The organism is Limimonas halophila (genome assembly GCF_900100655.1).
GTDB lineage: Bacteria > Pseudomonadota > Alphaproteobacteria > Kiloniellales > Rhodovibrionaceae > Limimonas > Limimonas halophila.
The window spans coordinates 129,109-149,956 of the sequence record NZ_FNCE01000002.1; the positions used below are offsets into that span (position 1 = coordinate 129,109).

Annotated in this window: 19 protein-coding genes and 1 tRNA gene; 14 read left to right on the forward strand and 6 right to left on the reverse strand. The window is 68.4% G+C overall.

Annotated features, from left to right (window positions below):
* Positions 1-100: 100 nt before the first annotated feature.
* The 5 genes from hfq to BLQ43_RS03610 all read left to right on the forward strand — a co-directional run bounded on the left by hfq (position 101) and on the right by BLQ43_RS03610 (position 4,978).
* Positions 101-352, forward strand: a complete 252-nt coding sequence (hfq, locus tag BLQ43_RS03590; protein ID WP_090018765.1) for an RNA chaperone Hfq — start codon at positions 101-103, stop codon at positions 350-352.
* A 1-nt stretch (position 353) separates the two neighbouring features.
* Positions 354-1,718: a GTPase HflX gene (gene hflX, locus BLQ43_RS03595; protein WP_245659434.1), complete on the forward strand. Its 1,365-nt coding sequence runs from the start codon at positions 354-356 to the stop codon at positions 1,716-1,718.
* Positions 1,719-2,083: 365 nt separating this feature from the next.
* Entirely contained in the window at positions 2,084-2,371 is a 288-nt protein-coding gene (locus BLQ43_RS03600) for a co-chaperone GroES (RefSeq protein WP_090018766.1), read from the forward strand.
* An 18-nt stretch (positions 2,372-2,389) separates the two neighbouring features.
* Positions 2,390-4,051: a chaperonin GroEL gene (gene groL / locus BLQ43_RS03605; RefSeq protein ID WP_090018767.1), complete on the forward strand. Its 1,662-nt coding sequence runs from the start codon at positions 2,390-2,392 to the stop codon at positions 4,049-4,051.
* A gap of 96 nt (positions 4,052-4,147) precedes the next feature.
* Positions 4,148-4,978, forward strand: a complete 831-nt coding sequence (locus BLQ43_RS03610) for an inositol monophosphatase family protein (RefSeq protein ID WP_090018768.1) — start codon at positions 4,148-4,150, stop codon at positions 4,976-4,978.
* A 7-nt stretch (positions 4,979-4,985) separates the two neighbouring features.
* Here the strand turns inward: BLQ43_RS03610 and BLQ43_RS03615 are convergent, their stop codons facing one another.
* The 3 genes from BLQ43_RS03615 to BLQ43_RS03625 form a co-directional block, all read right to left on the reverse strand.
* Entirely contained in the window at positions 4,986-5,762 is a 777-nt protein-coding gene (locus BLQ43_RS03615; protein ID WP_245659435.1) for an SDR family oxidoreductase, read from the reverse strand.
* Positions 5,763-5,778: 16 nt separating this feature from the next.
* Positions 5,779-6,639, reverse strand: a complete 861-nt coding sequence (gene mazG / locus BLQ43_RS03620; protein ID WP_090018769.1) for a nucleoside triphosphate pyrophosphohydrolase — start codon at positions 6,637-6,639, stop codon at positions 5,779-5,781.
* A gap of 66 nt (positions 6,640-6,705) precedes the next feature.
* The gene (locus tag BLQ43_RS03625; protein ID WP_090018770.1) at positions 6,706-7,809 is read right to left on the reverse strand and encodes a hypothetical protein; all 1,104 of its coding nucleotides are present in this window, start codon (positions 7,807-7,809) and stop codon (positions 6,706-6,708) included.
* Between the two features lie 294 nt (positions 7,810-8,103).
* Between BLQ43_RS03625 and gyrA the strand changes: the two genes are divergently transcribed.
* From gyrA to BLQ43_RS03670, 9 genes are all read left to right on the forward strand, one after another.
* Positions 8,104-10,839 (forward strand): DNA gyrase subunit A, encoded by a 2,736-nt coding sequence (gene gyrA, locus BLQ43_RS03630; protein ID WP_090018771.1) that lies wholly within the window; start codon positions 8,104-8,106, stop codon positions 10,837-10,839.
* Complete coding sequence (gene coaD, locus BLQ43_RS03635) at positions 10,836-11,384, forward strand: pantetheine-phosphate adenylyltransferase (RefSeq protein ID WP_090018772.1); 549 nt, start codon at positions 10,836-10,838, stop codon at positions 11,382-11,384. The genes gyrA and coaD overlap by 4 nt, the downstream gene beginning before the upstream one ends.
* Before the next feature lie 69 nt (positions 11,385-11,453).
* A tRNA-Lys gene (locus BLQ43_RS03640) sits at positions 11,454-11,529 on the forward strand.
* 248 nt (positions 11,530-11,777) lie between these two features.
* Positions 11,778-12,800, forward strand: a complete 1,023-nt coding sequence (locus BLQ43_RS03645; protein ID WP_143006142.1) for a branched-chain amino acid ABC transporter permease — start codon at positions 11,778-11,780, stop codon at positions 12,798-12,800.
* Positions 12,797-13,756 carry a branched-chain amino acid ABC transporter permease gene (locus BLQ43_RS03650; protein WP_090018774.1) on the forward strand — a complete coding sequence of 320 codons (960 nt, stop codon included), beginning with the start codon at positions 12,797-12,799 and terminating at the stop codon, positions 13,754-13,756. The genes BLQ43_RS03645 and BLQ43_RS03650 overlap by 4 nt, the downstream gene beginning before the upstream one ends.
* Positions 13,728-14,516 (forward strand): ABC transporter ATP-binding protein, encoded by a 789-nt coding sequence (locus tag BLQ43_RS03655; RefSeq protein WP_090018775.1) that lies wholly within the window; start codon positions 13,728-13,730, stop codon positions 14,514-14,516. Before BLQ43_RS03650 ends, BLQ43_RS03655 begins: the two co-directional genes overlap by 29 nt.
* 10 nt (positions 14,517-14,526) lie before the next feature.
* Positions 14,527-15,267 carry an ABC transporter ATP-binding protein gene (locus tag BLQ43_RS03660; protein ID WP_090018776.1) on the forward strand — a complete coding sequence of 247 codons (741 nt, stop codon included), beginning with the start codon at positions 14,527-14,529 and terminating at the stop codon, positions 15,265-15,267.
* 92 nt (positions 15,268-15,359) lie between these two features.
* Positions 15,360-16,544: an ABC transporter substrate-binding protein gene (locus BLQ43_RS03665; RefSeq protein WP_176758496.1), complete on the forward strand. Its 1,185-nt coding sequence runs from the start codon at positions 15,360-15,362 to the stop codon at positions 16,542-16,544.
* A gap of 252 nt (positions 16,545-16,796) precedes the next feature.
* On the forward strand, positions 16,797-17,723 hold the full coding sequence (locus BLQ43_RS03670; protein ID WP_176758497.1) for a type II secretion system minor pseudopilin: 927 nt from the start codon (positions 16,797-16,799) through the stop codon (positions 17,721-17,723).
* A 9-nt stretch (positions 17,724-17,732) separates the two neighbouring features.
* Here BLQ43_RS03670 and metC read toward each other — a convergent pair whose 3' ends face one another.
* Genes metC through sseA form a run of 3 tightly spaced genes read right to left on the reverse strand, consistent with a single transcriptional unit; the run spans position 17,733 to position 20,848 of the window.
* The gene (metC, locus tag BLQ43_RS03675) at positions 17,733-18,935 is read right to left on the reverse strand and encodes a cystathionine beta-lyase (RefSeq protein ID WP_090018779.1); all 1,203 of its coding nucleotides are present in this window, start codon (positions 18,933-18,935) and stop codon (positions 17,733-17,735) included.
* A 30-nt stretch (positions 18,936-18,965) separates the two neighbouring features.
* Complete coding sequence (locus BLQ43_RS03680) at positions 18,966-19,970, reverse strand: GNAT family N-acetyltransferase (RefSeq protein ID WP_176758498.1); 1,005 nt, start codon at positions 19,968-19,970, stop codon at positions 18,966-18,968.
* Complete coding sequence (gene sseA / locus BLQ43_RS03685) at positions 19,967-20,848, reverse strand: 3-mercaptopyruvate sulfurtransferase (RefSeq protein WP_218119108.1); 882 nt, start codon at positions 20,846-20,848, stop codon at positions 19,967-19,969. Before sseA ends, BLQ43_RS03680 begins: the two co-directional genes overlap by 4 nt.

The window sequence follows — 20,848 nt, forward strand, 5'->3', positions numbered from 1 at the left end:
GGCCTCGATGGCCGGGCAAAACGGTCGCGGGTGCCGGCCGGTGCCATGACGGCGGTGCCAAAGCGAGCTTGGACAACAAGAAAACAAAACGGTGACCACGATGGCGGCAGAAAAAAGTCAGAATGTTCAGGATGTGTTTCTCAACCACATCCGCAAGCACAAGGTTCCGGTCACGGTGTTTCTCGTGAACGGTGTCAAGCTTCAGGGTATCGTTACCTGGTTCGACAACTTCTCCGTGCTCCTCCGGCGGGACCAATATTCCCAGCTCGTGTACAAGCACGCGATCTCGACGGTGATGCCCTCCCAGCCGATCCAGCTCTGGGAAACGCAGAAGGAGGAGGCGGAAGCCTGACGTGAGCGAGAACGGTTCCGCGCGCAGCGGCTTCGACTTCGCGGTCCCCGGCCGCACGTACAGCCGCCGGGCCAGCAACGGCCGCGCCCTGGTGATCCATCCGGACGTCCGGGGACGCGGTCCCGGCCGGCGGAGTGTCGAAGCCCGAGTGGCCGAAGCGCGCGGCCTCGCCGAAGCGATCGACCTGACGATCGTGGACGCCTACGCCGTGCGCGTGGACAAGCCGAACGCCGGGATGCTGTTCGGCCGCGGCGCGGTCGAGCGCATCGCCGAGCGCGTGACGGACGACGAGATCGGCATCGCCGTCGTCGACGGCGACCTCAGCCCCGTGCAGCAGCGCAACCTGGAAAACGCATGGGGCTGCAAGGTCATCGACCGTACCGGCCTGATCCTGGAAATCTTCGGCGCGCGCGCCCGCACCAAGGAAGGCCGCCTCCAGGTCGAGCTGGCCTCATTGACGTATCAGCGCTCGCGCCTCGTGCGCTCCTGGACCCACCTGGAGCGCCAGCGCGGCGGCTACGGCTTCATGGGCGGTCCCGGTGAGCGCCAGATCGAGATGGACCGGCGCATCATCGACGACCGCATCGCCCGGCTGCGCCACGACTTGAGCGAAGTGCGCAAGACGCGCGACCTGCACCGCGAACAGCGGCGCGAGGTGCCGTATCCCGTGGTCGCGCTCGTCGGCTACACCAACGCCGGCAAGTCGACGCTCTTCAACCGCCTGAGCGCGGCGCACGTGCCCGAACACGACATGCTGTTCGCCACGCTCGACCCGACGATGCGCGCCGTGCGCCTGCCCAGCGGCGGCCAGGACGTCATCCTCTCCGACACCGTCGGCTTCATCTCCGACCTGCCCACGCAGCTCGTCGCGGCTTTCCGCGCCACGCTGGAAGAGGTGCTGGAAGCCGACGTGATCGTCCACGTCCGCGACATCGCCCACCCCGAAAGCGAGGCGCAGAAAGCGGACGTCGAGGGCGTGCTGCGCGATCTGGGCGTGGGCGAGGCGGTCGACGCCGGCCTCGTGGAAGCCTGCAACAAGATCGACCTGTTGGCGGCCGACGACCTCGCCACGCTGCGCCAACAGGCCGCGCGCACCGAGACCATGGTGCCGTGCTCCGCCGAAAGCGGGGAGGGCTGCGAGGCGCTCCTCAAGGCGGTGGAAAAGCACCTGACGAGCCATTACCGCCGCCTGGCCGTGCGCGTGCCGCTGACCGACGGGGCGGCCTTGGCGTGGCTGTACAAGCGCGGCCACGTGCTCGACCGGCGTGACGACGAGAGCCACGCCCACATGCGGGTCAGCCTCGACCCGGCGGACGTGTCCCGCTTCCAAGAGCGCCACGCTGCCCACATCGCCGCCGAAAACTGAGCCCGATTTCGCAGAGCGCCCCCGTGTTGACGGCCGGGATGGCGATGGCTATATGCAGGCTAGCACTCGCCGAGGGGGAGTGCTAACAGCGCCGGAGGCGCGCTTGAAGGCGTCTCGAAGGCGCTTCGCCAGAACAGCCAAGTGCGGCTTAGAGCATTATGCGAGAAATCGTGTTCGCTGAGAAAGCTGGAAACATGCAGATAAAATTCTGCTTTTCCAGAGCGAGCAGTTTCAGCGCCTGCGGCGCTCACCGGCCTGTCGGCCGGTTCACGCAGGAGCAATCGGAATCACGCAAGTGATTCCGATTTACCGCGGTCTGCTCTAGCAGCGCGCAGAACAGTCACAGACAAATCGGGGATCGAGGCATGAGCATCAGGCCTCTCCAGGATCGGATCGCCGTCGAGCCGATCGAGGAAGAAGACACAACGGCCGGCGGGATCATCATTCCGGACACGGCGAAGGAAAAGCCCAATCAGGGGAAGGTTCTCGCCGTCGGGCCGGGCCGCAAGAGCGACAGCGGCGAGCGCATCACGCTCGACATCAAGGAAGGCGACACCGTGCTGTACAGCAAGTGGGCCGGCACGGAGCTCACGCTCGACGGCAAGACCGTCCTCGTGATGCGTGAGAGCGACGTCATGGGCGTCATCGAGTAACAAGGAGGAGCACGGACCATGGCTGCCAAAGATATTCGTTTCAGCCAGGACGCTCGCCAGCGCATGCTGCGCGGCGTCGATACCCTGGCCGACGCCCTGAAGGTCACGCTCGGTCCCAAGGGCCGCAACGTCGTGCTCGACAAGTCCTTCGGCTCGCCGCGCTCCACGAAGGACGGCGTCACCGTCGCCAAGGAAGTCGAGCTTCAGGACAAGTTCGAGAACATGGGCGCGCAGATGGTGCGCGAGGTGTCGTCCAAGACCAGCGACGTCGCCGGTGACGGCACCACGACCGCGACCATCCTGGCCCGCGCCATCGTGCGCGAGGGCGCCAAGGCCGTCGCGGCCGGCATGAACCCGATGGACCTGAAGCGCGGCATCGACAAGGCCGTCGAAAAGGTCACCGAGGACATCCGCTCGCGTTCCCGCGAGGTCTCCACGAGCGAGGAGATCTCCCAGATCGGCACGATCTCCGCCAACGGCGACACCGAAATCGGCCGCATGCTCTCCGACGCCATGGAGAAGGTCGGCAAGGACGGCGTCATCACGGTCGAAGAGGGCAAGTCCCTGGAGACCGAGCTGGACGTCGTCGAGGGCATGCAGTTCGACCGCGGGTATCTCTCGCCGTACTTCGTGACCGACAGCGAGAAGATGCTCTGCGAGCTCGAGAACCCCTACATCCTGCTGCACGAGAAGAAGATGAGCAGCCTGCAGCCCGTGCTGCCGCTGCTCGAGAGCGTCGTGCAGGCCGGCCGTCCGCTGCTCATGATCGCGGAGGACGTCGAGGGTGAGGCGCTGGCCACGCTGGTGGTCAACAAGCTGCGCGGCGGCCTCAAGGTCGCGGCCGTGAAGGCGCCCGGCTTCGGCGATCGCCGCAAGGCCATGCTCGAGGACATCGCCATCCTCACCGGCGGCCAGGTGGTCTCCGACGAGCTGGGCGTGAAGCTGGAGAACGTCACGCTCGACATGCTCGGCGAGGCCAAGCGCGTCTCGATCTCCAAGGACGAGACCACGATCGTCGGCGGCTCCGGCAAGAAGGCCGAGATCGAGGAGCGCTCCAAGCAGATCCGCGCGCAGATCGAGGAGACCTCCTCCGACTACGACCGCGAGAAGCTCCAGGAGCGCCTGGCGAAGCTCGCGGGCGGCGTGGCCGTCATCAAGGTCGGCGGCGCCACCGAGGTCGAGGTCAAGGAGCGCAAGGACCGCGTGGACGACGCCATGCACGCCACGCGCGCGGCCGTCGAGGAGGGCATCGTGCCCGGTGGCGGCACGGCGCTGCTGTACTCGACCAAGGCGCTCGAGGGCGTCACCGGCGAGAACGAGGACCAGACCGTTGGTGTGGACATCGTCCGCCGCGCGCTCCAGTCCCCGGTGCGCCAGATCGCGGAGAACGCCGGCTACGACGGCTCCGTGATCGCCGGCAAGCTGCTGGAGCAGGACAACAAGGACTACGGCTTCAACGCCTACAACGGCGAGTACACCAACCTGATCAACGCCGGCGTCATCGACCCGACCAAGGTCGTGCGCACGGCGCTGCAGGACGCCGCCTCGGTCGCCGGCCTGGTGATCACCACCGAGGCCATGATCGCCGAGATCCCCGAGGAGAAGGGCGGCGAGAGCCAGGGCGCCGGTGCCGCTGGCGGCATGGGCGGCATGGGCGGCATGGGTGGCATGGGCTTCTAAGCCACCCGCCCGCTTGCTGGCATGTCCGTTTGGGGCCGCGACGCGCGTCGCGGCCCCTTTCTCATGCGCGCCGGTCCTCCCACCTTATGGGCAACCATGCACCTCGATCCCGAAACCGTCCGCAAGCTGATCGCCGATGTCGCGGCACGCGAGATTACGCCCCGCTTCCGGGCGCTGAGCCACGGCGAGGTGCGCCAGAAAAAGCCCGGCGATCTCGTCACGATCGCGGATGAAGCCGCGGAGGAACGCCTGGAAGCGGCGCTGACGGCGCTGGTGCCGGATTCCGTCTGCGTCGGCGAAGAGGCGGCCGCGCGCGACCGCGGCGTGCTCGACGTGCTGCAGGAACACCGGCCGGTCTGGGTCATCGACCCCGTGGACGGCACGGGCAACTTCGCCCACGGGCGCACGCCCTTCGCCGTCATGGTGGCGCTGGTGGAAGGTGGGGAGACGCTGGCCGCGTGGATCCACGACCCCATCGCGGGCTGGACGGCCTCGGCCGAACGGGGTGGCGGCGCCTGGCTGAACGGCGAGCGCCTGCAGGTCGCTACGCCGCCCGCCGATCCCCTTGCGCTGCGCGGAACGCTGCACGTGGGCAGCCACGGGAACCGCGGGATCCAGCGTCAGGTCAACCACGGCCGCAATCACCTGGGCGTGGTGAAGAGCCAGCGCTGCGCCGGCGCTGAATACGTAATGCTGGCGCGCGGCGAGCAGGATTACGGCCTGTTCACCAAGCTGGAGCCGTGGGATCATGCGCCGGGCGCGCTTATCCTGACCGAAGCGGGCGGAGTGGCGCGCCTGCTGGACGGCCTCCCGTACAGCCCCGGCGCGCCGCGCACCAATGGCCTGCTGCTCGCGGCCAATGAGGCAACGTGGTCGCGGGTTTACGCGACGCTCTTCGGCGACGCGCCGGCGACCAACGAGGCGTAACGGCCGGTCAGCTTTCCCGGTGAAAGCGCAGCGGGCCGAACGCCTGCATCGTGGGCATCACTTCCAGGCGGTTGATGTTGACGTGCCAGGGCAGGGTGGCCGCCCAGAAGATGGTTTCCGCCACGTCATCGCCCGTCAGCGGATCGAACCCTTCGTAGGCTTTTTCGGCTTTTTCGCTGTCGCCCTTGAAGCGGACGAGCGAGAACTCGGTGTGCGCCTGACCGGGTTCGATGCTGGTCACGCGCACGTGCGAGCCCAGCAGATCCGCGCGCAGATTCAGCGAGAACTGGTGGGCGAAGGCCTTGGACGCGCCGTAGACGTTGCCGCCGGGGTAGGGGTAGCTGCCGGCGATGGAGCCGAGGTTGAAGATGTGGCCGCGGTCGCGTTCCCGCATGCCCGGAAGCAGGGCCCGAGAGCAGTACATCAGGCCCTTGCAGTTCGTGTCGACCATGGTTTCCCAGTCGTCCAGGTCGGCGTCGGCCGCACCTTCCAACCCGAGCGCCAGCCCGGCGTTGTTGACCAGGACGTCCACGCTGTCCGGCAGGTCCGCCAGCGCGCTGAACACCGCCTCGCGGTCGCGCACGTCCAGCTGGAGCGGCATGACCTGATCCGTGCCGAGCTCTTCGGCCAGCTCGTCCAGGCGCTCCTTGCGCCGGCCGGCGGCGATCACGCGCGCGCCCGCGTGGGCGAAGCGGCGGGCGGTGGCTTCGCCGAAGCCGGAGGTGGCGCCCGTCACCAGGACGGTGAGCGTGGCGGGGTCGATGCGCTGCTCGTCCATGGTCATGCTGTCTCCGACATGGTCATGCTGACTGGGATCCGTCGCTGTCGTCCGCCGCGCCGCCGGCCCGTTCGGCGTGCTTCACGGCCTTCCAGTGGGCTTCCAGATCGTCGAGCGCCTGATCGGCGGGGTCACGGCCCTCGCGCGCCAGGCGCTGCTCCACGCCGCGGAACCGGCGCTCGAACTTGGCGTTGGTTTCGCGCAGCGCCCCCTCGGGGTCGACGCCCAGTTTGCGCGCAAGATTGGCCACGGTGAAGAGCAGGTCGCCCAGCTCGTCCTGCAGGCGGTCGTGGCCCGTGCCCGCGTCGATCTCGGCGCGCACTTCGGCCAGCTCCTCGTCCACCTTGTCCAGCACGGCCCGCGCGTCCGACCAGTCGAAGCCGACGCGCGCCGCGCGCTTCTGCAGCTTCCAGGCGCGCATGAGCGCGGGGAAGCCGAGCGCGATGCCCTCCAGCGCGCTCGGCTCGCGGCCGTATTTCGCCGCGCGCTCGGCGCGTTCGCGGGCTTTCTGGGCTTCCCAGTTGACCGACTGGGCTTCGGCCGTCGTCACCACGTCGTTGCCGAAGACGTGCGGATGGCGCTGGATCATCTTGTCGGCGACGTGGTTGGCGACCGTCTCGAAGTCGAAGTGGCCGTCTTCCTCGGCGATGCGCGCGTGGTAGACGACCTGGAGCAGCAGGTCGCCAAGCTCGTCGCGCAACTCGTCCATGTCGCCGTTGCGGATGGCTTCGGCGACCTCGTGTGCCTCTTCGATGGTGTAGGGCGCGATGGTGTCGAAGGTCTGCTCGATGTCCCACGGGCAGCCGGAGTCCGGGTCCCGCAGGCGCGCCATCACCTGGACGAGCCGGTCGATGCCGCTGGATTGGGCGGTGCGATCATGCATGGTGCGGGGAGGATAGCCGCCACGCGAGACCGATCAACCGCCACCCGCGGCAACGCCCGAATGCAGCTATCCGCGCCCCGGTCCGCCGGCCTCGGCGCCGGGGTCGGGATCGACCAGCTCGGCGTCGATGACCTCGACGTCCTCTTCTTCGTCCCCGCCAGCGCTACCATTGTCGCGGTGCCGCGAGCCGAGGTCTTCCAAGTCCACCTTCGCGGGAACGCGCGCGGCCTTGCCGATTTCGTCCAGATCCGGCTTGTCCTCGCCGTCGGCGGCCGGTTCGGGGTGGTCGGCGGAATCGGTGGGCTCGATGTGCGTCTTGGGCCGGCGGAAGACGACCGTGAGCGTGTTCTGCGACGGCGCGAGGCTTTCCAGGTCCGTCGGCTCGGCGGGCGTCGCTTCACCGGCATTCACTGCGGGGGTCAGGCCGCCCGCGGCGAGGCGGGCGTCCTCGTCCACCAGCAGGTCGAGGGGAACCGTCCGGCGGATGTCGGGCACGATGGCCGTGCCGCGCACGACTCTCGGGCGCTCGCCGCCGGCCCTCAGGTCGTGCGTGCGCACGAAGATCGCGCGTGCGGCGGCTTCGCGCAGGTCGTCCTGAACGGCCGGATCGTGCAGCAGCCGGCGCTTGGCGCGACCGAGCCGCCATTCCCGCACGGCCAGCCGGATCGAGCCCTGAAGCAGCAACAGCACGCCGCCCACGACGAACACGCCCGGCGTCATGGGGAAGCCCAACGCGGCGAGAACGAGCGCGGTTCCGGTGTAGAGGCTGATTTCGCGGCCCCAGAAGCGCTCGCTCAGCACCTCGCGGAGGCCGCTCGCGCCCAGCCGCGTCTCCGCGCGCCGCCGGGCAAGGCGGGGAACCTCCTCGTCGACGGCCTGGGAATCCAGCGGTCCGCCCGTGAGATAGGGCGACGCGGTTTCCGGCAGCAGGCGCGCGTAGCGCACGCGCAGCGCGGGCGAGCCCGGTTCCCCCGCAATGGCGAAGACCGCGAGCGGGGCCTCGGTGGAATCGGGGCGGAAGAGTGCTATATGGGTGTCACCGGCCAGCGCGTCGGTGAGCCGCACGCCGTGGCGCTGCAGCGCATGGAGCGCGGCGCGCGGGGCGTTGCGCGCGGTGACGCGATAGCGGTTGGCGTTGGGCTTGAGGCACCGATCTTCGCGCCCGACCACCGCATCCCACTGCTGCGGCGATGCCGCCTTTGGCCGTTGCGTGCTCGCTTCACGCCCCATAACACGTGCGCTACCTTCCGTGGCCGCGCGCAGCGTGGCGCGGACGGAAACAACAATTCGTTAACTGGCCTGGGTGAGCGGCGCGAGCGTTGTTCGCAGGTGCAAAATCTGCTATCGCGTTGTAACACTTTTGCTGGTGTAGACGCGCGTGCATGCTGCGGGCTTCGCGGGTTGTCGCGCGCTCGCTGAGCCGCCCGCACGCTCGACCAGAGCCTCCAGCACACACGGATCGACATGGCGAACACCCCGACACCGCCCGATCATCCCGACATCGCGCCGGTCACGATCGAGGAGGAGATGCGCCGCTCCTACCTCGACTACGCCATGAGCGTGATCGTTTCGCGCGCGCTTCCCGACGTCCGCGACGGGCTGAAGCCGGTCCACCGTCGCATCCTGTACGCGATGAAGGTGGGCGGCTACGACCACAACCGCCCCTACCGCAAGTCGGCGCGCATTGTCGGCGACGTCATGGGTCAGTACCACCCCCACGGCGACGCCGCGATCTACGACGCCATGGTGCGCATGGCGCAGAGCTTCTCCATGCGCCTGCCGCTCGTGGATGGGCAGGGCAACTTCGGCTCGATGGACGGCGACCCGCCGGCGGCCATGCGGTATACCGAGGCCCGCTTGGCGCGCGTCGCCAGCGATGCGCTGCTGGAGGACATCGACCGCGACACGGTCGACTTCCAGGACAACTACGACGAAACCACGCGCGAGCCCACCGTCCTGCCGGCGCGTTTCCCCAACATCCTGGTGAACGGGGCCGGCGGCATCGCGGTGGGCATGGCCACCAACATCCCGCCGCACAACCTGGGCGAGGTGCTGGACGCCTGCTGCGCCTACGTCGACGACCCCGATCTCGACGTGAACCAGTTCATGGAGATCGTGCCGGGCCCGGACTTCCCGACCGGCGGCGTCGTCGTGGGCCACAAGGGCGTGCGCGACGCCTACCACACGGGCCGCGGCTCGGTGCTGGTGCGGGCGCGCACACACTTCGAGGACGCGGGCAGCGACCGCACCGCCATCGTGGTGACGGAGCTTCCCTATCAGGTGAACAAGGCGCGGCTGGTCGAGCGCATCGCCGAGCTGGTGCGCGACAAGGGCGTCGAGGGCATCACCGACCTGCGCGACGAAAGCGACCGCGAAGGCCTGCGCATCGTCATCGTCTGCCACAAGAGCGCGCAACCCGACGTCGTCCTCAACCAGCTGTTCAAGCACACGCCGCTGCAGACGACCTTCGGCGTGAACATGCTGGCGTTGACGGGCGGCCGGCCGGAGATGCTGTCGCTCAAGGATGTCATCGCCGCCTTCATCCGCTTCCGCGAAGAGGTCATCACGCGGCGCACGGCCTATCTGCTCGCCCGCGCCCGGGAGCGCGCTCACACCCTCGTCGGGCTGGCGATCGCGGTGGCGAACCTGGATCCGGTCATTCGGACCATCCGCAACGCGCCCAACCCCGAGACCGCCAAGGCGGAGCTGATGGCCGGGCCGTGGCCGGCGGGCGACGTCGCCGAGTTGATCCGCGTGATCGACGAGCCCGGCGGTCAGGTCGACGCGGACGGCCGCTACCAGCTCTCGCCGGAGCAGGCGAAGGCCATCCTCGACCTGCGCCTGCACCGCCTGACCGGGCTGGAGCGGGAGAAGATCGACGGCGAGCTGCGCGACATCGTCGCCAAGATTCAGGAATACCTGGATATCCTGGGCTCGCGCGCGAAGCTGCTGGAGGTGCTGCGCGGCGAGCTGGTGGAGCTGCGCCAGCGCTACGGCGGCGAGCGCCGCACCGCCATCGAGATGGCGGAGGCCGAGCACGACGACGAGGCGCTGATTCCCCGCGAGGAGATGGTCGTCACCGTCTCCCACCGGGGCTATGTGAAGCGCGTGCCGCTGTCCTCCTACCGGGCGCAGAATCGCGGCGGCAAAGGGCGCTCCGGCATGGCGACGCGCGAGGAGGACTTCGTCGACCAGGTCTTCGTCTGCGACACGCACACGCCGGTGCTCTTCTTCTCCTCCGCCGGCATGGTCTACAAGCTGAAGGTGCACCGCCTGCCCACGGGCACGCCCGCATCGCGCGGCAAGCACTTCGTGAACCTGCTGCCGCTGGAAGACGGCGAGACGATCTCGACCTGCACGCCGCTGCCGGAGGACGAGTCGGCGTGGGACGAGATGTACGTCATGCTGGCGACGGCGCGCGGGAACGTGCGCCGCAACCGGCTGTCCGACTTCGTCAACGTGAAGGCGAACGGCAAGATCGCCATGAAGCTGGACAGCGGCGACGACCTTGTCTCCGCGCGGGTGTGCGACGCGGAGTCCGACATCCTGCTCGCCACCGCGGGCGGCAAGGCGCTGCGCTTCTGCGTCAGCGACGTGCGCGTCTTTAAGGGCCGGGACTCCACGGGCGTGCGCGGCATCCGCCTGGCGCCCGAGGACACCGTGATCTCGATGTCGGTGCTGCGCCACGTCGAGGTGAGTCAGAGCGAGCGCGAGGCCTACCTTCGCCACGTTGCGGCCCACGGCCGCGGGGCGTCGGATCGGGCCGATGCGCGTGACATCACGCCGCAGCGGGTCGCGGAGCTGGAAGCCAACGAGGAGCTGATCCTCTCCGTCTCCGACAACGGGCTCGGCAAGCTGACCTCCGCCTACGAGTACCGCATCACCAATCGGGGTGGGCAGGGCATTACGAGCATGGACCTGGGCCGCAGCGGCGAGCAGCGCTACGTCGTGGCGGCTTTCCCGGCCTCGCTGCGGGACCAGGTCATGGTGGTGACCGACGGCGGCCAGCTGATTCGGTGCCCCGTCGACGGCATCCGCATCGCCGGCCGCAACACGCGCGGCGTGCGGCTGCTGCGCGTTCAGCAGGGCGAGCGCGTGGTCTCGGTGGCCCGGCTCGCCGAGGACGACATCGAGGAAGCGGCGTCCGGGGACGAGGCCGAGCAGGCGAGTCAGTCCGGGGGCGACGGAGCGGAATCATGACACGCAACGCGCCGCTGGTCGGGGTCTATCCGGGAACCTTCGACCCCATCACCCACGGCCATACGGACATCATCCACCGTGCGACGAAGGTGGTGGACCGCATGGTCGTCGGCGTGGCGGAAAACGCGGGCAAGTCGCCCCTTTTTTCGGTGCAGGAGCGGGTGGAGCTGGTCCAGCAGGAGCTCGACTCTCTGAACACCAACGGGGCCGAGGTCGAGGTCCGGGCCTTCGACAATCTCTTGATCCATTTCGTCCACGAGATGGGGGCGAGTGTGATCCTGCGCGGCCTGCGGGCGGTATCGGACTTCGAATACGAGTTCCAGATGGCGTGCATGAACACGCGCATGGACCCGAACGTCGAGACGGTTTTCCTCACCGCCTCGGAGCGGCAGCAGTTCATCTCCGCCCGCTTCGTGAAGGAAATCGCTGCCCTGCAAGGCGACATCTCCAGCTTCGTCAGTCCCAACGTGGCGCGGGCGGTCACCGACCGTTTCCGCAACTCGACCGCGCCGGGGGATTTCGCGGGGCGCACGGCGCGCGACTGACCGCAGCGTGGCAGGCGCGATCCGTGTTGACCCCGTTTCGCCGCAGCGCTTATTTTTCGCCTGCGGTGTGAGCCGGTAGCTCAGTTGGCAGAGCAAGTGACTTTTAATCACTGGGTCGGAGGTTCGAGTCCTCCCCGGCTCACCAGCGCGTCGTTCGATCGTCTCCAAAGAAGCCTGTCTCTATCCCGCCCTGTGCGGGCGCGGAATCGCCGATACCGGTAACGTCGCCGGCGTGTGGCCGTGAATGTGAGCGCGATACTGCACGGCGGCGTTGGTCACCGAGCCGGCATCCCGCGTCTTCCATCGGGTTTTTCCAACGGGTTAGATTGACCGGCTGAATCGTTGTGCTGCATTGCACAATGAAATGTGTGCCAGAACGGATTGACGCTTCTGGTGTACGTGGACAAGGCTTTGTCCAGATTAACGCGACTGCCCATCCGCGCGGGCCCCGCGCCCGGTGCAAGACCCGTTCAACAATCAGGGGGCGTAGGGAAGGGACGCTTTCGCGCCATGCAGATCATCTTTGACAGTCTTGTGCGCAGTTCCGAGATCGCCCTGCTGGCGGTCGGCCTCACGATGGTTTATTCGGTGCTGCGGTTTCCGAATTTTTCGCACGTAGAATTCGCTCCGCTGGGGGCGTATCTGGCGCTTTTCGGCACCGTGTCGATCGGTTTGCCGCTGTGGTTTTCGGCCATCCTGGCCGTGATCGTGGCGGGGCTGGCCGGAATCGCGACGGACCGCATCGTGTTTGCGAAACTGCGGGACCGCTCGCCCATCATGCTCATGATCGCGGCGTTCGCGGCGGGCTTGGTGATCCGCCAGATCCTGCGCATGTTCTGGGGACCCTCGCCGAAGTCCTATCCGACGGGACTCATGGAGCCGCTGCACATCCTGGGCGGGACGGTAACGCCCATCCAGGTGGTCATCATCCTCGCAGCGCTGGCCTGCCTGGCCATCTTCCACGGCCTGCTCACGTACACCAAGCTCGGCATCGCCATGCGCGCCGCGGCCGACAACGCCAACCTGGCACAAGCCAGCGGCATCCACACCGAGCGCGTCATTCGCTGGGTGTGGTTCATCGGCAGCGCCTTCGCGGGGCTGGGCGGCATCTTCCTGGGCCTGGACACCCAGATCGCGCCGATGATGGGCTTCGGCATCATCATCCCGGTGTTCTGCGCGGCCATCCTGGGCGGGATCGGCTCGCCCTACGGCGCGATCCTCGGCGCCGTCATCATCGGCTTCGCCGAGAACGTCGGCTTGGCGATCAATTTCAGTTGGCTGTACAGCGCACTCGGCGTGGCGAACGACGGCTTCGTCTTCATGCCGTCCAGCTATAAGCCCGCCATCCCGTTCGCGTTCCTGATCCTGATCCTCTTGTTGCGTCCCCAGGGCCTGGTGGGCAGGAGGTCCAAATGATCGATTATCTCGTCTACCTGCTCACGATCGTCGGGATCTGGGGCATCCTCAGCCTCAGCCTGAACCTGCAGTACGGGATCACCGGTTTGGTGAACCTGGGCCACATCGCCTTCTTCATGCTGGGCGCCTACATCTCGACCATCCTCGTGATGGTCGTGGGAACGGGCTACGTGGTCGGCTTCATCGGCGGCATGCTGGCCGCGGCGGCCTTCGGCGCGTTGATCGCGCTGCCCACAGCGCACCTGCAGCAGGACTACTGGGCGATCTCGACGCTCGCGGCGGCGGAGATCGTGCGCCTGATCTTCAAGAACGAGACGATCGGCGGCACCTACCAGGGCGGGCCGTACGGGTTCAGCGGCATTCCGCAGCCGCTCAAGGACTCGCTCAGTTCCGAGGCGTTCGGCTGGTTCTACCTGGGCCTCACGGCCGTGCTGGTGGCCGCGGCCTTGGTCGCGTTGATGTGGCTGCTGCGCATGCCCTTCGGCCGCGTCCTCAAGGCCATGCGCGAGGGCGACGAGGTGCCGCTGGCGCTGGGCAAGAACGTGGGCAATCTGCGCATCCGGGCCATGGCGCTGGGCGGCGCCGTGGCCGGCCTGGCGGGCGCGCTCTACGCCCACTTCAACGCCTTCATCGATCCGACGTACTTCCTCCCGCTGGAGACCTTCCTGGTCTGGGCGATGGTGATCCTGGGCGGCGCCGGGAACTACGTCGGCGCGCTCGTGGGCGCGCTGATCGTGCAGGCGATCTACAACTCCACGCGCTTCGTCGCGGGCGTGGTGCCACTGGATGCCGACACCGTCGGCTCGCTGCGCATGATCGTCATCGGGGTGCTCATCATCCTGGTCATCCACTACATGCCGCGCGGGCTCGTGCCCGAGCGCTCGCGGCGCTACGCGGGAACGGCCAAGAAAACGGAGGGCCGAGAGCATGTCCGAACAAGCCCTTCTCAGGGTTGACGACATCCACAAGCGGTTCGGCGGGCTGACGGCCCTCGACGGCGTGTCGATGGAGGTGCACGCCGGCCGGGTGTTCGGGCTGATCGGGCCGAACGGGTCCGGCAAGACCACGCTGTTCAACGTGATCACGGGCTTTGCGCAGCCCGACGACGGACAGGTGGTCTTCGACGGGGAACGCATCGACGGCCTGTCGCCCGACAAGGTCTCGCGCAAGGGGCTGTGCCGGACCTTCCAGGCGAGCCTGAATCCGCAGCACATGACGGTGATGGAAAACATGCTGCTCGCGCCGCAGAACCAAGTGGGCGAGAACATCCTCAGCACCGTCCTGCGGATCGGCCGCATCCGCGAACAGGAGGAAGAGAGTCTGGACCGCGCCTGGGACATCCTGAAACTGGTCAAGCTGGACCATCAGGTGGACACCCCGGCCGGGAGTCTCTCCGGTGGGCAAAAGAAGCTGCTCATGCTGGGGCAGGCGCTCATGCTCCGGCCCAAGCTGATCCTGCTGGACGAACCCGTAGCCGGCGTGAACCCGCGGCTGATCGAGGACATCGTCGAGGTCATCCGCAAGCTGCAGCGCCAGGGGCAGAACTTCCTCATTATCGAGCACAACATGCAGGTCGTCCGCCAGCTCTGCGACACCATCCACGTGCTCGATGCCGGGCGGGTGCTGGCTTCGGGGGCGACCAGGGAAACCCTGCAGCGCGAAGAGGTCCTGAAGGCCTACCTGGGCCGTCGGACGCGCGAAGAAGCCGGCGCGTGAGGGAGGAACCATGGCGCTTCTCGACGTCGATCACATTACGTGCGGGTACGGTGACACCCAGATCCTCCACGACGTGCAGATGCACGCGGACGAGCGGGAGGTCATCACCATCATCGGCCCCAACGGCGCCGGCAAATCGACGCTGCTCAAGGCCGTGATGGGGTATCTTCACCCCACCGCCGGTTCGATCCGGTTCAAGGGCAAGGACGTCTCGACGCTGCGCCCGGACCAGCGCGTGCTGGAAGGCATCGCCTACGTGCCGCAGCTGGACAACGTCTTTCCCTCGCTGACGGTGGAGGAAAACCTGCGCATGGGCGGCTACGTCCTGTCCAAGGGCGAGGTCGGCGCGCGCATGGAGCGCCAGTACGAGTCCTTCCCGCGGCTGGCGGAGCGGCGCAAGCAGCGCGTGCGCACGATGAGCGGCGGCGAGCGCCAGATGCTCGCCATGGCCCGCGCGCTGATGACCGAGCCCGAGCTGTTGATGCTGGACGAGCCCTCGGCGGCGCTGTCGCCGCAGATGGCGGACGAGGTCTTCGACACGGTCAAACGCATCAACGCGCAGGGCCGCACGATTGTCATCGTGGAGCAAGAAGCGGAGAATTCCCTGCGGATCTCGCACCGCGGCTACGTGCTCGTGGACGGCAAGAACGCGCTGGAGGATCGCGCCGACAGCATCCTGCACAACGAAAAGATCCGCGATGCGTACCTCGGTGGCGCGGCGGACGCGCAGCACGCCACCGAAGCGGAATGACGCGGCCGATCCGGCCTTCGGGTCATCGCGCCGCGCCGACCGCCGGCAAGACGGATGACCGGCGGCACGACCATAGGAAAGGGAGGCGTTCGATGAAGAACGGGAAGACGCTTACAGGCACGGCGATCGCCACGGTGATGGCCGCCGCCTTCGCCGCGACGCCGGCTTCGGCCGAGGGCGTGACGCTGGGCCAGATCACTTCGTTGACCGGCACCAACGCCGTGCAGGGCAAGGACATGAAGCGCGGCATGGAACTGGCCGTGAAGCGCGTCAACAACGGCTATGACGTGCCCATGGAGGACGGCGCGCGCGAGATCGGCCCCGGCCTGATGGGCGGCGACGTGAACGTGATCGTGGAAAACACGGAAAGCCGTCCCGCCTCCGCAATGGACGCCACGCGCAAGCTGGTGAACGTCGACGACGTTCCGGTCGTGGTCGGTGAGTTCTCCAGCGGCATCTCGGTGCCGACGGGGCAGTTCACCAATGCCAACGAGACCGTCCAGATCTCGGTCGGCTCGACCTCGCCGAAGCTCCGCGACATCGGCAAGTACATGTTCAACGCCATTGGCCTGGACGACCTGATGGGCGCGGCGCTGGCGCGCTTCGCCGTCGAGGACAGCGGGGCCAAGAAGTTCGGCTCGATCACGCCGAACAATCCCTTCGGCACCGGCCTGGAGATCAACGCCTGCAAGACGCTCAAGAACAAGTTCAAGGGCGACTGCGTCTCCACGGTCCGCTACGAGTTGAACAAGAACGACTATCGGCCCGAGATCAACCAGGTCTTCGCGCCCGGGCCGGAAGCCGGCTTCTTCACGGCCTACGGCACGGAGTCCAAGCTGATCCTTCGCCAGATGCACGAACTGGGCAAGGACATGCCCCAGGGGTGGTACGCGGACTATCCCACGATGTGGTCCACGGAGGTCAGCGACATCCCGGAGGTCGCCGAGGGCATCAAGGGCCTGAAGGTCGGCGTGTCGGGTGACTTCTACCAGGAACAGTACGCCGACGCGTACGAGGAAGCCTATGGCGAAGAGCCGCTGACTGCCTTCGGCGGCTATGCCTACGACGCCGCGATGCTGGCCATGCTGGCGATCGACGAGGCGGGCTCCACCAACCCGGATGAGATCGCCGAGGCCCTGCACAAGGTTTCGCAGGACTACCAGGGCGTTACCGGCGACAAGGCCGTGGACGAGAACGGCATGCAGAAGAAGGAAAGCTATCAGCGCGTGATCTACAAGGACGGCAAGCTGCAGTCCTACGAGATGGACGGCTCCTAACGCGCATGCGGCTTTCCGCGTGACGATGGGCCCCGGCGCTTGTCGCGCCGGGGCTTTCTTCTGGTGGGCCAACCCGCCCCGGCGCTTGTCGCGCCGGGGCTTTCTTCTGGTGGGCCAACCCGCCCCGGCGCTTGTCGCGCCGGCGCTTTCTTTCGCTCGACCAGTCCGCCCTCGCGTGCGCGCCGGGGCTTTTTTGTGCGCGGCGTACGTGGTGCGATCACGCCCATGCGGCGGCGAGCTTCACCCGACCGGATGGCCGACCAGCGCGGCATCGCGCTGGTGATCGTGTTGTGGATGGTCACGCTGCTGGCGCTGATGGCGGCCAGCTTCCTTTCGGAAACGCGCACGCAGGCGCTGGCGACGCAGAACCGCGTCGCCGCCGCCGAGGCCGAAACCGCCGCCAACGCCGCCGTGCACTGGGCGATTCACCAACTGCTCGACGGCCGGCAGGCGACGAACGACAGCTTGCCGCGAACGCGCCGTGCGGTGCCGGTGGACGGGCGCCCGTTCCGGTGGCGGTTTCAAGCAAACGGGCAGGGACAGCCGGTCGATGTGACGCTGCGCGTGCGCGACGAAACCGGCAAACTCGACCTGAACATTGTCGGCACGGACATCTTGGCCGGGCTGTTCCAGCAGCTCGGCGCCGAGCGGGAGCGGGCCCGGGTCCTCGCCGCGCGGCTAGCCGACTTCCGGGACTCGGACGACGACCCGCGCCCGGGCGGTGGCGAGGGGCGCGCCTACCGCCAGGCCGGCTTGCCCTACGGCCCCAAGAACAGCCCGTTCGAGAGCGTGGCCGAGATCGCGCAGGTGCTCGGCATCGATCACCGCATGGTTCGCCGACTGCGCCCGCACGTCACTGTCGTCAGCGGTGCGCCCACCGTCGATCCGCGCGTCGCCTCCGCAGCCACGCTGGCCGCGCTGCCGGGTGTGAAGCCGGACCGGGCCCGCGCCTACGTCGAAGCGCGCAGGCAGGCCCCGGCGACGGACCCGCCCACGCCGCCCAGCGGTCCCGCCTTCGCCGCGACGCCGGCAGATAGCTACGCGATCGTCGCCCGGGCACACGGGCCGGACGGCGCGGTGTTCGCGAGGGAAGCCGTGGTCGAGTTCCAGCGCCGCTCACGCGAGAACCCGTTCACGATCCGCATCTGGCGCCAGCGCATGGCCAGCGGGGGCGCGTGACGGGCTCCGTCAGCCGCCGGCGGTCAGCCGCGCGAAGCCGGCCTCCAGATCCGCGATCAGGTCCGCCGGGTCTTCCAGGCCGATGTGCAGGCGCAGCAGCGGCCCTGGCGCGTCCCAGGTCGTCGCGGTGCGGGCTTTTTCGGGGTAGCAGGCGATCATGAGGCTTTCGTAGCCGCCCCAGCTGGAGCCGATCCCGAACAGCGACATGCCATCGAGCATGGCCGCGATCGCGTCGCGGCTATACGGCTCGGCGAGCACCACACCGAACAGCCCGCTGGCGCCGGCGAAGTCGCGCTTCCACACCTCGTGGCCGGGCGCGTCAGGCAAGGCGGGGTAGAGAACCTGCGCCACCTCCGGGCGGTCCCGCAGCCATTCCGCCACGGTCAGCGCGTTGCGCCAGTGCTGGCGCAGGCGAACGCCGAGCGTGCGCAGCCCGCGCATGCCCAGATAGACGTCGTCCGGCCCGGCCGACATGCCGAGTTCGTACATCGTGCTGCGCAGCGTGCGCGCCCAGGCATCGCTCGCGCTCACGGCCCCCAGCATGGCATCCGCGTGGCCGACGATGTACTTCGTCGCCGCCTGGATGGACAGATCGACGCCGTGGGCGATCGGCTGAAAGAAGAGCGGCGTTGCCCAGGTGTTGTCCATGAGCACGCACAGCCCGGCGGCTTTGGCGCGCTGCGCCAGCGCCGGGACGTCCTGCACCTCGAAGGTCATCGACCCGGGCGCTTCCAGCACCATCGCCTTCGTTTCGGGCCGGATCAGCGCCGCCAGCCCCTCGGGATCGATCGTGGGATCGTAGAAGGTCGTGCTGACGCCCATGCGCTGCAGCAGGCCCGTGCAGAAACCGCGGGTGGGACCGTAGGCACTGTCCGTGACCAGCACGTGATCGCCGGTCCGCACCACGGCGAAGAGGGCGCAGGTGATCGCCGCCAGCCCGGACGGCAGGATCACGGTGTCGGCCGCCCCTTCAAGCTCGCTCAGCGCCGATTCCAGGGCGTGGTGCGTGGGCGTGCCGTAGCGCCCGTAGACCATCTCCCCGTGCTCGTAACGGCGCCGACCGCCGGCTTCGTAGGTGTCCAGGTCCGGCGCCAGGACCGTGGAGACGTGGTAGACGGGCGGGTTCACAGCGCCGTCGAAGCGCTGCGGCTCGCGGCCCAGATGGCCGAGTTTGGTGTCGGTGCCGCGGCGGCTGTCTGAAGACGTCGTCATGCTTCACTGCTGCTGAGATGGGATGCGCGATCAGGACGCGGGGATCAGGCCGACCACGCGCGGGTCGTGCATCGTCCACACCTCCTGGCTCACCGGCTCAAAGCCCATGCGCTGGTAGAGCGAGATGGCGCGATGGTGATCCAGGGTGTTGGTCGAGACGGTAAGCTTCGAGATCTCGTTCTGCCAGGCGAGGTCGATGACATTGCCCAACAGGTAGCGCCCGAAGCCCTGGCCGATGTATTCCGGCAGCAGCCCGATGTAGGCGAGGTTCACCATGGGCGGGCGCCAGTGCTCCAGCTCGGCGAACCCGGCGGGCGAACCGTCGACGTAGAGCACGTAGATCTCCGACCGCTCGTCCTGAATGATGCGGGCCAGCACGTCGTCGCTGAGCGTGCGGCGCTCCCACCACAGCCACTGCTCGCCCACGGTGTTGTAGAGAAAGCGATAGAAGGACACCGTCGGCCGCTCCGCCCGCATGAGCGCGACCCGCTTGCCGGCCGGCGCGTGCGGCGGCGGGTGCGTGGGCGGATGCCTCATCTCCAGATGGGTGATGGTCGCCTGCAGCAGCGCGTCGTCGGCGTCCGTGCCCTGGTTCGCGCCGGCCCGCGCGGTCAGCGAGCGCGCCATGAGCGCCGCGGCCTGCTGCCCGTAGCCGAGCGCGTGGGCGAACGGCATGGCCTCGGTGAAAGGCACATCCAGCACCGCGCGCGCTTCGCCGGCACCCTGCTCGGACAGCCAGATTTCCGCCGCCCGAACCAGTTGCCGGCCGTAGCCGCGCCGGCGTGAGCCGGGGTGAACGCAGACGTGCTCCAGCCAGCCGTGCGCGCCCGTAACCGAGACAACCGCGCTGGCCACGATCTCGCCCGCGCTCTCGCCGAGAAAGATGGCCGTCTGGCCGCCGGTTCGCGCAAGAACCGTTTCCGCCGGCTCCGACGGATCGGCGACACCGGCCAAGTCCCACAGGCGGTCGAGCGCGCCGGCGTCCGCTGGCGCCGCGTGCCGGATGGCGAGGTCCGTGCCCGTGTCCTGCGTCATGCGTTGGTGTCCTTCGCTGCATCCGCCGGCCCGACGGCCACCGGCGTGTCGTCGCGCGTGCCCCATTCGGCCCAGGAGCCGTCGTAGACGGCCACCTCGCGCCAGCCCGCGCGCACCAGCGCCGCCGCCAGGGTGGACGCGGTGATGCCCGAGCCGCAGGTGGTGATCGTGGGGCGCTCGGGGGCCAAGCCGGCCTGTTCGAACAGCGCCGCGAGCTGCGCCGCGGACTTCATGCGCCCGGTTTCGGGATCGCTCAGCTCGGTGACCGGCACGGTGCGGGCGCCGGGCATGTGGCCGCTGGCGCAATTCGGGCGCGGCTCGGCCGCCTCACCGCGGAACCTGGAGCCGGGCCGCGCATCGGCGATGGCCGGGTCGCCGCGCTCCACCGCCGCGCGGACGTCCGCCAGCCCGCGCACCCACTCGGGCTGGAAGCGCGCGGTGAAGGTCGTCGGGGCGGGCGTTTCGCCGGGCCCCGTTTCGCCGGGCCGCTTGTCCGCCCGCCAGGTGGGCAGGCCGCCGTCGAGGATCCACACCGCCTCGTGCCCGAAAGCGCGCAGCATCCACCAGACGCGCGCGGCCGTCTTGGTGCCCTGCTGGTCGTAGACGACGACGCGCGTGTCGTCGCCGATGCCGAGCGCGCCCACCTGCTCGGCGAACTGCGGCGCCTGCGGCAGCATGTGGGGCAGGTCGGTGTCGGGATCAGCAATTGCGTCCACGTCGAAGCGGACCGCACCGGGGATGTGCGCCGCTTCGAAGCCGGCCTGCGCCGAGGTGCCCTCGGTGGGCAGGTAGAAGCTGCCGTCGACCACGCGCAGGTCCGGCGCGCCGAGGCGCTCGTGCAGCCAGGCCGTGGTGACGAAGGGCTCGCCGGCAGTCAC